The organism is Paenarthrobacter sp. NyZ202, assembly GCF_049860755.1.
Lineage (GTDB): Bacteria > Actinomycetota > Actinomycetes > Actinomycetales > Micrococcaceae > Arthrobacter.
Window position 1 is genome coordinate 2,094,016 of the sequence record NZ_CP187556.1, and the last position, 12,358, is coordinate 2,106,373.

Below are 12,358 nucleotides of genomic sequence, written 5' to 3' on the forward strand. Positions count from 1 at the left end.
TAATGAAACACCATGGCTCAAAGCCACAACGAAGACTGCTGGCAGTCGTCGGACTTGCCACCGCCTCTGCGCTGGCGGTGTCCGGCTGCTCAGGAAGCAGTGCTCAAAATGGCGCCGCTGTATCAAAGGACACCTTGTCCCTCGCAGTTCCCAGCGCCCTCGCAGGATTCTCTCCTCAAGTCATCGGGGACGGTTACGCTCTCCAGTGGATGCAGGCAGCTTACGACAGTCTCCTTTTCGCCAAGGATGATGGAACCTACACGGGTTTCCTTGCCAAGACATACGAATACAACTCAAATCAGACCGTTCTCACTCTTCACCTGGTTGACGGCGTTGCATTCGGTGATGGAACACCACTTGACGCTAAAGCAGTGGAAGCCAATCTTGAGGCCACACGCGATGGCTCCGGGGCGAGTGCTTCATCCTTGGCATCAGTGAAGGATGTAGTTGCTGTGGATAACTCCACGGTCAATGTTGAGTTGTCGGCTCCGGATCCCACTCTGGTGCGGAGCTTGAGCCAGGTCGCGGGCATGATCGCCAATCCGAAGAGCCTTGGCAGTACCGCCCTCAGCACCACGCCTGATGGAACAGGTCCCTACAAGTTGGACAGTGCGCAATCAGTGCCCGGGAATTCCTACGTCTTCACTAAGAAGGCGGATTACTGGAATAAGGAGCGCGCCCTCCCGTTTTCGACCATCAAGCTTCAGTCGATGCCAGACTCAAGCGCTGTACTCAGCGCGCTCCGCTCGGGCCAGCTCGATGCATCTTTCGTCCCTACGGGCGTTGTTGACCAGGCAAAATCTTCAGGTTTGACGATCTCACCGTACTCGGCCCCCGGCCTGGTGGGTTTGTATTTGTGGGACCGCGACGGAGCACTGGTGCCCGCACTTGCAGACGTGAGGGTACGACGTGCCATCAATTACGCCATCGACAAGGACGCGCTGCTTAAGGGTGTCCGCGCGGGGTACGGGAAGACCACCGGTCAGCTGTTCCGACCGGACTGGCCGTCGTCGGATTCTGCCCTTGATGGAAAATACAAATTCGATCCGGAGAAGTCGCGCACGTTGCTTGCGGAAGCGGGCTACAAGTCGGGGCTGACGATCGATATGCATAGAAACGCGGCAATGCCGGAGACTGATCTGGTTGCCCAGTACCTTTCCGACGTAGGCATCAAGGTCAACTGGATCCCCTCAACAAACATCGCCAGCGATATCCAGTCGGGCAAGTCGGGAATGTCCTTGTTCCAGCTCGCGTCGCAGGCGCCTTGGCAGATCGTCACCTTCTTCCTTCTGCCCAATTCTCCTTGGAATGTCTTCAAGACGGAGAGTCCCGAACTGTCTGCTTTGATCTCGAAGGCTCGAGCCGCAACAACAACCGAACAGCGCGATGCCGCCTTGAAGGACGTGAACTCGTTCGTGGTGGACCAGGCATGGTTCTCTCCGTTCTACACCTTGACGGGGAACTATGCCTCAACAAATGGCGTCGTGGTCAGCGCACCCTACGTCAATGTTCCGTCCATCTACGATTTCGCACTGGCGAAATAGAAACTCGATTGGGGATGGTCCCGACTGAAAAGCGCGGACCATCCCCAGTCCACTGGCACACAACGGAGATAAATTGATCCCCAACACGTCAGAGGTTCCGCGACGCACCAGGTCGGAGTCATGACCTTCTTTGTCCTGCGCCGGATAGGTTCGGGTCTTGCCCTGATACTGGTCGTTGTCACAGGGACGTTCTTGCTTATAAGCCTTGACCCCGACGCTGCTGTCCGCAATGTCCTGGGCGAGTTCGCAACCTCTGAACAAATACAGCGCAAGGCTGCTGAGTTGGGGCTTAACGAACCGTTGTACGTTCAATACGGGCAGTGGATCGGAAATGCTCTCCGCGGAGATTTAGGTCATTCATGGATCACGAACGCTCCGGTCGCCTCTGCACTCCTGCAGCGTATGCCTGTGTCACTATCACTCGTCTTGGTTAGTACGGTAGTTACGGCAGTGTTCAGCATTGTCCTTGGATTGACGGCTGCAATTCGAGGCGGAGCCAGTGACAAGGCAGTACAGGTGCTGGCTGTCTTCGGCTTCGCAATGCCGAACTTTTGGTTTGCTCTCGTGCTGGTGTCTCTGTTTTCCATCACCATCAGGCTTTTTCCGGCAACGGGGTTTGTGCCCTTTACCACCAGCCCCACGCAGTGGGCCTCGAGCCTCGTTCTCCCGGTTTTCGCTTTGGCTGTCGGCACGATCGCCTCGACGGCACAGCAGGTGCGTGCGGCCACAATCGATGTCCTTCGACAGGATTACGTCAGGACGCTGCGCAGTAGAGGACTGCCTTCAGGATCGATCGTTTTCAAGCACGTTCTTCGCAACGCTGCTACTCCAGCCCTAACTGTCCTGTCGCTGCAGTTCGTCGGGCTCCTAGCCGGATCCGTGGTCATCGAACGTGTTTTTGCAATCCCTGGGGTTGGGAGCCTGGTGGTCGACGCGGCGCTGGCAGGAGACGCACCGCAGGTGCTCGGCGTCGTCAGTTTTATGGTGTTCATGGTGGTATCTGTGAACTTCATCATTGATCTGTTGACTGGTTGGCTCAATCCGAAAGTTAGGTCACAGTGACAAGTTTCCATTTGAGTCGAAGAGGCGGGCTCGTAATCCGCTTGATGTCCAATCCTTTGTCAGCCCTGTCTCTGGTTTTCCTGTTGGCCGTAGCAATTTGTGCGGTTCTGGTTCCGTGGCTCGCTCCGTACGATCCGACAGCCGCGAACGCTTCCAAGATAATTACGCCCCCAGACACCCAGCACTGGCTTGGGGCTGACAGCGCGGGGCGCGATATCTTGTCACGACTAATGTGGGGGACCCGCAGTACGCTTGGGAACGCCGCGATCACGGTAGGCGTGGCATTCGTGATCGGTGTTCCTGCCGGCCTGGCTGCCGGTTACTGGGGTGGGCGGGTCGGCAAAGCTCTCACATGGCTCGCCGACGTGCTCATGTCCATTCCCAACTTGGTCATAGTTTTGGCTTTCATCACTGTGATTGGCCCCCAGAGTGCTGCCGTGATGTTGATTTTTGGGGTGCTATTTTCGCCCGGTCCCTTTCGTCTGACACGCGCCACCGCGCGGGCGGTGAGACGTGAGCTCTACATAGATGCTGCCCAAGTGGCCGGCCTCAGCGATGTCCGGATCATAGGACGCCATGTGTTCCGCAGAATCCGTTCGGCGATGCTGATTCAGATGTCCATGACGGCTGGTGTAGCGATAGTCATGCAGTCCGGACTGGATTTTCTGGGCGTCGGTGACCCTAGGGAAGCCCGCTGGGGACAGATGGTCAACGATGCATTCCTTAACATCTACAGAGCACCAACCATGATGATTTGGCCCGGACTTGCCATCGGACTAACTGTTGCATCGCTGGCTCTCCTTGGTTCGGTTCTCAGGGATGAATTGGAACCTTCCCGGACAAATGCAAGAAGAAAAGCCAAGCGTTTACCATTCACCGAGCCGTCGGTTCCCCGAACTGAGGCCCTGCTGGATGTCACGGACTTATGTGTTTCGTATCTGCAGGAGGGGGCTGAGTCGAAAAGCGTGGTTCGGGACGTCTCATTTTCAGTCGGTTCCGGCGAAGTGGTGGGTCTGGTGGGTGAATCAGGCTCGGGTAAATCCCAGACGGCATTTGCGTGCCTCGGGCTACTCCCGGAGAGCGGCTTTGTCAGCGGTGGTGGAGTTCGTTTTAGGGGTGAACTAATCGCAGGGGGAGCTGGCGCCGCGAAATCTGTCACGAAGCTCAGGGGGTCAGGGATCGGATACGTACCGCAAGAACCGATGTCCAATCTTGACCCGAGTTTCAGCGTGGGCAGCCAATTGATGGAACCGATGCGTCACCACCTTGGACTCGGCAAGGCAGCGGCCAGGAAGCGAGCTTTGGATTTGCTGGCAGATGTTGGTATCGCAGACCCTCGGCGGACCTTCGCTGCGTACCCTCATCAGATTTCCGGAGGAATGGCCCAACGCGTTCTTATTGCCGGGGCTGTGAGCTGCAACCCATTGCTCTTAATAGCGGACGAACCAACGACTGCCCTGGACGTGACGGTTCAAGCCGACATTCTTGAGCTACTTCGGCGTCTCCAGCGTGAGAGAGAAATGGGGCTGCTGATGATTACCCACAATCTTGGAGTAGTTGCCGATATCTGCGATCGCGTGGCTGTCATGAAGGACGGCACCATCGTCGAATGCGGCGACGTAGAAAAACTCTTTGCAAGCCCTCGAGCTTCCTATACCCGCGCACTGTTGGCCGCGACATTGGAGGGTGCTCCGTCCAGGCTCGAGCTCGATAGGAGCGTCCGGTGACGAAACAGCTTCTCACGATAACCAGCCTTGTGGCAGATGCTCCCGGGTCTCGCTGGAGGAGAGAACCTTTTCGTATTCTCCACGATGTCAGCCTGGCCATCGAACCTGGTCAGACGCTGGGGCTGGTCGGCGAATCCGGGTCAGGGAAAACTACGGTAGGCAAGGTCATCCTCGGCCTCTTTCCGGCCCATTCCGGACAGGTTACGCTGCATGGGATGGGCGCCAATCCGTCCAGGGTTCAAAGGGCGGCCCACATACAGGCCATCTTCCAAGACCCTTACTCATCTTTGAATCCCTCGATGACGGTAGGTGACTCACTCATTGAACCGTTGCGCCAGGCGCGATGGTCGTCGAGTGACGCGCGACGACGCACTCAGGAGTTACTGGACCGGGTGGCCATGCCCAAAGACACTTTCAAGAGGTATCCCCACGAGTTCAGTGGCGGACAACGTCAAAGAATCGCCATCGCCCGAGCCCTTGCACTCGCGCCGCGACTAATCATCTGCGACGAACCGGTCTCTGCGCTCGACCTGACCACCCAGTCCCGCGTTTTGGACCTGCTCATTGAGTTGCAGAGAGAAACGGGCGTTGCCTATCTCTTCATCTCCCACGACCTCGCGGTCATCAGGAGGATCAGCCACCGCGTAGCGGTAATGCGCCGGGGACGCATCATCGAAGAAGGCCCTGCAGATGAGGTTACCGATCGACCTCGGCAGGAATATACGCGTCAGCTGCTGAGTGCTTCCCCGATCCCAGACCCAGGCTTACAAGCTCAGCGCCGCGCACAGCGTCTCGCCCACATCTCAAAAACCATGACGACAACCCAATCCTAGGAGCAATCTTGAAGGACGTTATTGACGAGGTTCTCGGCCTCGACCCCAGCGATGCCGTATGGCAAGTGAGGAGGCAGCGACCTGAAGTCCTCCATCACTTGCAAGCCAGCTATGAGGCGATTCATCAGTTGAATGGCGAAGGGCCCGTTGGTCTCATTACCAAGGATGAGAGGGCGGCTATTGCCTGCCGCGTGAGCACAGCAGCCGGGCAGACGAGGTTGTCAGAACACTACGCCTCGCTCATTTCCAATGACCTGGTGCGGGGGGTCGCATCTCAGGAGGTTGAGGGGGACGAACGACTTGAGGTAATCCTCAGGTGGGCGACCGTCGTGGCCGAAGACCCGGCTCGAAGCGATGACGGTGAAATTGACCGCCTACGCATGGTTGGCCTCACGGATCCGGAAATTATCACGATCGCACAGACTATTGGCTTCACGGCCTTCCAGTCCCGCGTTGTCGCGGGACTCGAGATGATGGGAGTTTAGATGGCAGCCCCGAAATTCTATGGCCGCACTTATCAAGGCGGTGCGGTGTCCTGGGAACCATGGCTCCCTGTTCCAGCACTCGAGGAGTTAAGCGAGGCACAGCAGCAGTCGTTGCGTCCGGTTCAACGCCGGTCGTCCTATTACCGGCTGTTGGCGCTTGACCCCGCGATCTTTGCGCAGCGTACCAACGTTGACTCTGCCATTTTCTACACACGGGAGGGACTCTCACGCGGGGAGCGGGAGCTGTGCGCCGCTGTGTCCAGTATTGTTACCGGATGTTTGATCTGCACGTCAACGCACATAAAATTTGCCGCTAACTTCACCAAACGACCCGAGGACGTTAACCGATTCCTGAGTGAGGGCGTCGAAGCGAACGTTGACCCGCGCTGGAATGCAATGACTAACGCTGCCAGCGCGCTTGCGGAAGCACGGCCAGTTCTAGGTCGGATCGACGTCGACAGTCTCCGCGGCAACGGTTTCGCCGAAGAAGAGATTTTGGATGTCATCCACGCCACCTCGTTCTTCGCTTGGGCGAACCGTTTATTGATGACCTTGGGGCGGACCCATTACGCCGAGATGGACTCGTAGCTTTATGTATAAGGTCGGAATTCTTGGCGCCGGAATGATTGCGGAGGTGCCAAGCGGCTTCCTCGCCGGCATGCAAGCTCTCGCCCACCGCGCGAATGTGACTGCCATCAGCTCCCGCTCGCGGGAGCGAGCCGTCCTGTTAGCGGAGCGCTTTGGCATTCCATACGTATACGACGACCTCGACTCCATGCTTGCGGGCGAAGGAGTGGACATCGTCATCAATGCGACTCCGATAGGGGCGCACTTCGAAACGTCCAAGGCAATTCTCTCTGCCGGTAAGCACCTTGTATCCGAAAAGCCGTTTGCCTTGCGCCTGACCGAAGCTCTGGAACTCGAGGACCTGGCAAAGAGTGCCGGAGTGCAGGTGGCCGTTGCTCCGTCGCGGATGTTGGAGCCCAGCCGTCAGAGAGCAGTGACTCTCATTGAGGCAGGCGCAATAGGGGCAGTCCACTCGGCCCGTGTGCGTGTCGCGCACGCGGGGCCGGGTGGAATGCCCTGGCCGAGGGATCCTCGTCCGGCGTACTCATCTTCAGAAGGTCCTCTACGTGATCTGGCACCTTACGCCTTCGAACAGGTCCTTGGACTGCTTGGGCCAGTCCGACAGGTGTGCGCGATGACGCTCAAGAGCCGGCCGCTGATCCGTGCTTACGGCCACGGACCCTTCGAAGGTATTGACATCCCTGTCGAATCGCCCGACATAGTCGGCATTCTCATGGAGACGGAGGGAGGCTGTCTTGTGAGCATTGACTGTTCTTACGGCCAAGTGGGCTCCAGAGCGCCGTCCATAGAGTTGTTCGGCGAGGCGGGTACCATCAACCTGTACACACGCTATGGAGCGGATGCCGGCCCTCGAATTGAGCTGCTGCAACGTGGTAGCGGTCGGCCGGGTGAGTGGATCGATCCTGGAACAATGTCTGATCGTCATCGTGAAAGTGAATTGGCCGTCCTCGGCCGCGCTGGGTTGGTTGAGTGTCTTCTGAATGCTCTCGATGAGGCTCGCCCTGCATACATGGGCTCGAAAGCGGCAACCCAGATCGTCCGCTTGATAGAGGCGGTGGAACGCTCGGCCCTTGAACGACGTGTCGTCGAACCCGACTGAGGCTCTACTTCAATCTTCCATATCAGGGAAGACCGCTCCATCGTATGTGGGCAGCTCCGAGGCGGTGACCGACCTTTCGCCAGGCTCTGTGCTGTTCAGCGAGAGCCGCTGCAGTTGGCGCTCGTCGCTCAAACGCATGCGCATCATTGTCGGGACCTCCTCCAGCCCACCCTTGAAACCTCAGGTAATACACACTATATTTGTCCTACAAATATTTGTCAACAAAAATGGTCCTAGTCTGTGAGGCTCTTCACTCGAGCTCTCCCGATGCTGACATCCTCCACTACAGTCTTGAAGCTCGTAGCTAGTACCGGCTTCACAACCAAGCAAGTGCACATACAAGCAGAAAAGGAATTAGACTATGCTCAAGCAAAAAACGGTGGCCGTCACCGGAAGCAGCGGAAAGCTGGGTCGGGCCGTTGTGGCGGAGCTTCTGGAAGCCGGCTGGAAGGTGCACGGCTTCGACATCGTTCCTCCAAAGGAGCGGACTGCATCTTTTACCCGGATTGATCTGGGGGACCTCGGTCAGGTGGTCGAAGCGTTCACCAGTATTGACGAGCTGCACGACGGCGTGGATGCAATCGTTCACCTCGCTGCCATTCCAGGTGCAACAATGGCTGCCAACACCGCTACATTCGTCAACAACATCACCGCGTCCTACAACGTTTTTACGGCGGCCAAAATAGCCGATGTCCGAAACATCGTGTGGGCTTCGAGTGAGACCCTTCTGGGCTATCCGTTCATCGATACGAGGCCCCCCTACGTTCCCATGGACGAGGAGTACGCAGCCCAGGGAAACGTCGCGTACTCCCTCGAAAAAGTCCTTGAAGAGGAATTGGCCCGGCAACTGACACGCCGCGATGACCAGCTGAAGATGATCGGGCTACGCTTCTCCTATATCCAAGGTCCAGAGGATTACCCGAACTTCCTTGAACAAGGGAAGAATCCTGCAGACCGAAAGTGGAACATGTGGGGTTACATCGACGTACGCGATGCCTCGCGGGCTGTGCTCCTGGCTCTTGAACTGGACAAGACCGGATTCGAAGCCATAAACATTGCAGCAGCCGACACGATCATGCAACAGCCCACCCGGGACCTCATGCAGGAATATTTCCCCGAAGTGCCGTTCCGCGAATCAATCGAGGGGACAAGCGGTCTGACAGATATTCGGAAGGCATCACGAGTGCTTGGATGGGAACCTCGGCATAGTTGGCGCGACGAGGATTAGGAGTTCAGAGCCTGTATTAGCCGTCGGCGTCCAGAGCTAACCACTGACGCGGGAAGGGCGCTGACGCGCCCTCCCTGCGTGTCCGTAGCGCTTAGGGCGAAGCCCCGAGGGTAAGCGTCACGGCGCGAGCTGAGTACCGTCTTGCTTCGCGGGGGTCATAGAACCGAATATGCGGGGGAGCTAAGCTGTGAGCACCGCGACAAGGTTAAGATGTCTCCCAAAAGGTAGCTGGGAAGTTTGTAGACACATGTAGAGTCCTTCGGGCCCCCAGATAATTGTTGGACCCACAAAGCCTCCAAGTTGCGCGGGGCGTTGATGAGGCCGCCGCCGCAGCTGCCGCGGCTCCGCTAAGGAAGTAGCCAGGAATTTGCTAAGACGGCGCACTCTGGGCAAACAAACCGACGGTGGCAATACACAGCGACGCCATGATGAACACTGGCTTGTACAGCGCCCCGGAGCCAGCGAGACCAATGGCGCCCAACGGCGGTGGAACCGCCGCATGCCAGCACCGTTCGGCCGTTCTGTCCATATGTCTTGCCCCATGGAAGGCGACCAACATGAGTGGCAGGAAAACACGATTGCCTACTGAGTTCGTCCACCGTGGCAGAAATCAGCGCTTCCAGAGAGTCCGGTGGAGGTTCCGGGTCCAGTCCGGCAGGCGGATTTAGCGATATCGCGCCTTGCATGTTTCTGAGCCATCGACGAGAAGCACTCGGAGGCTTTGCAACGACGGCACCCCTCGCTGTAACCACTTCAGAGCTTCCTCGGTGGTTGCCAGCAAGGGGTGCGCGCAAGTCGCTCCGATGTCGTCAGCGGTTTGCCGATGACGTGCCGACGTCACGCCAGGAGTACTGCGGAGAAAAGCCCAGAATCTTCTTTGCTTTCTCGCAGCTCATGAGGGATTCGTTGCCCTTGAGTGGACGCTTCAACTGAACATCGGGGAAGCGTTCCGCAGCAAGTTCTCTCGATGGACGGGACATGACGGAATCATTTGCTGCGATATTGAATGCCTCGAATCCCCTGCCCTCCCACTGAAGGGCCCGCAGCACAGCGTGAGCTCCATCCCGATGGTCAATGTAAGCCCACAAATTCCATTCGCGTTCCGATGGGTCGTCTTCAAATGCGGGGAATCGTTTGTAATCAGACTCATCCATGACATTGGAGAAACGGAGTCCGGTTATTTTTAGGGCTGGATCCCATCGGGTCATCTCAATTGCCATCGCTTCTTCCAGGTGCTTGACCAATGCATACGTCGATTCTGGCCTCGCGGTGTAGTTTTCGTCGACGGGAAGATAGGGCGGATCGATTTTGAAAGGCATTCCCAAGAGTGTCTCACTAGAGGCGTAAACAATGTTCTTAATTGAGGCCCGACGAGCCGCCTGGAACACGTTGTACGTGATGGTCATATTGTTGTGAAATGTTTCAACGTCACTGTGGCGACCAACCCCGACGATGGCCGCGAGATGGACTACCGCGTCGAAGCCGGAGTGCCTTGAATCGACTCCCATCATGGCATCCACCGCCTGTCCGTAGTCGGTGAGGTCAACTACGCAGTACGTGTTGCTTTTGACCATGGGGGGAGTTATATCGAAACCCATGACTTCGTGACCCTGACTCCTCAGGAGGTTAACTACGGCCCGCCCTTGCTTACCATTTGCTCCGGTAACGGCAACTTTCAAGTCTCGGCCTTTCTCGTCATGGCTCGCCCTTCTGAGGCCGAATTCTGGTTGCTTCATCTTGCTGGTAGTGCCCAGCGACTTAAGTATTTTCTTTACTCGAGCTACTCTATTCAACTCGTGTTGATTCCTCAATTATCAGCACGAGTTGACGAGTGAGTCAAGAGGCGACAGGTTCCTTCGTCGCGGCATGCGCGGACGCGTTTGCTGCTGCTCGCCGACGGCAGGTTTCGTGATTGCTGGGTACGGTGTAGTTCACGCGGTAGAAGAATTCGGCGATTAGCGGCCGGGCTCCTTTCTGCTGATGGGGGTGCGGTAGTGGCACCAAAGCGAGTGCCGTCGGAAGGGAGGATGCAGTTGGTGGCATGGATGCCGTCGCTGATTGCCTCGCCTTTTGGGCGAGGACTCCGTGAGGTCTGCTTTGGTGGGACGGTACGGCTCCGCCACGCCGTGCCCTGGTGGTCTGGTGGTGCAGGGGGTGACGATCATGCTGTTGGCTTGTTCAGGCGGCCGATTAGGTAGAGAGCAAGGAGCGGCAGGCAGGCTAAGCTCCTACGGTGCATCCATTGCCGCTCATCGGTAAAACTGAGGCACACATCGGAAATCCCGGGCGAACTGTGCGCCAATGATGGATTCGGGGCATTTGGTGAGCTCCCACGGCAGCAGCAGTGTGGTGATAACTCACGAGAATCTTGCCGAGTGATGTACTGCCTTGTTGGCGCTGACTCCGCGCAACTGCTTCTACCCGGGTGCATCCCCGTACCTGCAGTTGGGAGGGCACTTGGTGTACTCTCCCCGGGATGTCTGGAGTAGTGAGGCGCTGCAGGATGAACTTGCCAGCCTCGACGCCGACTGCCAGGTTGCCGTTGTCCACGGAAGTTAAGGAGAGGTGGCCTCGTCGCGGTGGCTTCGGCCCGCGTTTGGGGTTACGACGACGGCAGCCGCCTACCGGGCCAGAGTCACCGTTGCGCTACCTGAACCTGAGCTGATAGCACCGCTCAGTCCGCCTCCCGCCGGTGTTACAACCCTCGTTACTTGGGGACGGCTATGCAAGTGCTCAAGGAAGAGAATCACTTCGATGTCCTGGTCAATTACGTGCCACCCGGGGGCACCGGCCTCTTGCTGGTCAGTCTTCACAGGGAGATCCGCGCCTTGAAGAACGGCAACGAACGGACATTCGTTGAAGTACGGATCGACGGGAATCGAGTCGGGGAACTCAGTAACGTCACCTCCGCGCACTTGCTTCCGCTACTCGAACACACTGAGACGGTCGGCGAAACCACACGTTTCAACCATGGAACAGCAAGCGAAAGCAAAGCCAGGCAGTCCATAACGCGGTTGGGGCGGCGGGCGCCAACGGGCGTGAAGATGGCCCTCATGGGCTGAATCGTCACCCTTCAGGCAGACGCCTATCCGGCGTCAACAACCTGCTTCGCATCCCGGCGTTCCTCAGCTTTCGTCGGGCGAGGCAATGAACCGCATCAGGGTTTCGAGCAGGTGCAGGCACGGCCTGTTGGGGTCGAGCAGGAATTGGATGCGGAGGCCGTCGATCAAGGCCATGACCATGGTGACTTTGTCGTCCGCGGTGAGTTCTTCGCTGTCTTCGGTAGTGGCGAGGCGGGTGCTGGTGAAGTTGTCCCGCATACGTTCGCGCCGGGCTATAAAGAAATCATGCGCCGGGTGTTCGGGGTTGGTTGCCGCGATGGTGATGGCGAGCCAGTTCCGGAGGTGGTCCGGATGTGCGAACTCTTCCTGCAGGATGCTGCTGAGCACTTTCTCACGCGGGACTTTGAGTTGAATGATGCGCCGGGCCAGCTCGTCGTCGTCCGTGTCCCGTTGAGCCAGGGCCGCTAGGAGCAATTCGTCTTTGGTCGCGAAGTGGCGCAGCAGGGCCGCGTGGGTGACGTCAGCCCGGGCGGCAATGTCACGGAGCGAAGCGCGTTCATATCCGTGTTCGGCGAAGCTGGCGGAGGCCGCTCGGATAATCTCTGCCCTCCTCGCCGGGGTGGTTGCATAGGGCCCACGACGCCGCGTGGCTGGTTTGGCGACTGCCTCTCGTCCGCTGATGGTAGTCACAATGCCAGCCTTCCTCTTCTTTGGATTTCCCAGGGCCTTG

At 57.8% G+C, this 12,358-nt stretch carries 11 protein-coding genes; 9 read left to right on the forward strand and 2 right to left on the reverse strand.

The window, feature by feature from the left end:
- Positions 1-134 precede the first annotated feature (134 nt).
- From ACPFL9_RS09675 to ACPFL9_RS09710, 8 genes are all read left to right on the forward strand, one after another.
- On the forward strand, positions 135-1,544 hold the full coding sequence (locus ACPFL9_RS09675; protein ID WP_426007319.1) for an ABC transporter substrate-binding protein: 1,410 nt from the start codon (positions 135-137) through the stop codon (positions 1,542-1,544).
- A 120-nt stretch (positions 1,545-1,664) separates the two neighbouring features.
- Positions 1,665-2,606 (forward strand): ABC transporter permease, encoded by a 942-nt coding sequence (locus tag ACPFL9_RS09680; RefSeq protein ID WP_426007320.1) that lies wholly within the window; start codon positions 1,665-1,667, stop codon positions 2,604-2,606.
- Positions 2,603-4,333 carry a dipeptide/oligopeptide/nickel ABC transporter permease/ATP-binding protein gene (locus ACPFL9_RS09685; protein WP_426007321.1) on the forward strand — a complete coding sequence of 577 codons (1,731 nt, stop codon included), beginning with the start codon at positions 2,603-2,605 and terminating at the stop codon, positions 4,331-4,333. Before ACPFL9_RS09680 ends, ACPFL9_RS09685 begins: the two co-directional genes overlap by 4 nt.
- Positions 4,330-5,166, forward strand: a complete 837-nt coding sequence (locus tag ACPFL9_RS09690) for an ABC transporter ATP-binding protein (RefSeq protein WP_426007322.1) — start codon at positions 4,330-4,332, stop codon at positions 5,164-5,166. Before ACPFL9_RS09685 ends, ACPFL9_RS09690 begins: the two co-directional genes overlap by 4 nt.
- An 8-nt stretch (positions 5,167-5,174) precedes the next feature.
- On the forward strand, positions 5,175-5,651 hold the full coding sequence (locus ACPFL9_RS09695) for a CMD domain-containing protein (RefSeq protein WP_426007323.1): 477 nt from the start codon (positions 5,175-5,177) through the stop codon (positions 5,649-5,651).
- Positions 5,652-6,239, forward strand: coding sequence for a peroxidase-related enzyme (locus ACPFL9_RS09700; RefSeq protein WP_426007325.1), 588 nt, complete (start codon positions 5,652-5,654; stop codon positions 6,237-6,239).
- A 4-nt stretch (positions 6,240-6,243) separates the two neighbouring features.
- The gene (locus ACPFL9_RS09705) at positions 6,244-7,338 is read left to right on the forward strand and encodes a Gfo/Idh/MocA family protein (protein WP_426007326.1); all 1,095 of its coding nucleotides are present in this window, start codon (positions 6,244-6,246) and stop codon (positions 7,336-7,338) included.
- 361 nt (positions 7,339-7,699) lie between these two features.
- Positions 7,700-8,566, forward strand: coding sequence for an NAD-dependent epimerase/dehydratase family protein (locus ACPFL9_RS09710; RefSeq protein WP_426007327.1), 867 nt, complete (start codon positions 7,700-7,702; stop codon positions 8,564-8,566).
- A gap of 809 nt (positions 8,567-9,375) precedes the next feature.
- Here the strand turns inward: ACPFL9_RS09710 and ACPFL9_RS09715 are convergent.
- Entirely contained in the window at positions 9,376-10,245 is an 870-nt protein-coding gene (locus ACPFL9_RS09715) for an NAD-dependent epimerase/dehydratase family protein (RefSeq protein ID WP_426007524.1), read from the reverse strand.
- Between the two features lie 1,032 nt (positions 10,246-11,277).
- Here ACPFL9_RS09715 and ACPFL9_RS09720 point away from each other — a divergent pair.
- Complete coding sequence (locus tag ACPFL9_RS09720) at positions 11,278-11,628, forward strand: hypothetical protein (RefSeq protein ID WP_426007328.1); 351 nt, start codon at positions 11,278-11,280, stop codon at positions 11,626-11,628.
- 63 nt (positions 11,629-11,691) lie between these two features.
- On the opposite strand, the gene ACPFL9_RS09725 is transcribed toward ACPFL9_RS09720, so the two are convergent.
- On the reverse strand, positions 11,692-12,318 hold the full coding sequence (locus tag ACPFL9_RS09725; RefSeq protein WP_426007329.1) for a TetR/AcrR family transcriptional regulator: 627 nt from the start codon (positions 12,316-12,318) through the stop codon (positions 11,692-11,694).
- Positions 12,319-12,358 lie beyond the last annotated feature (40 nt).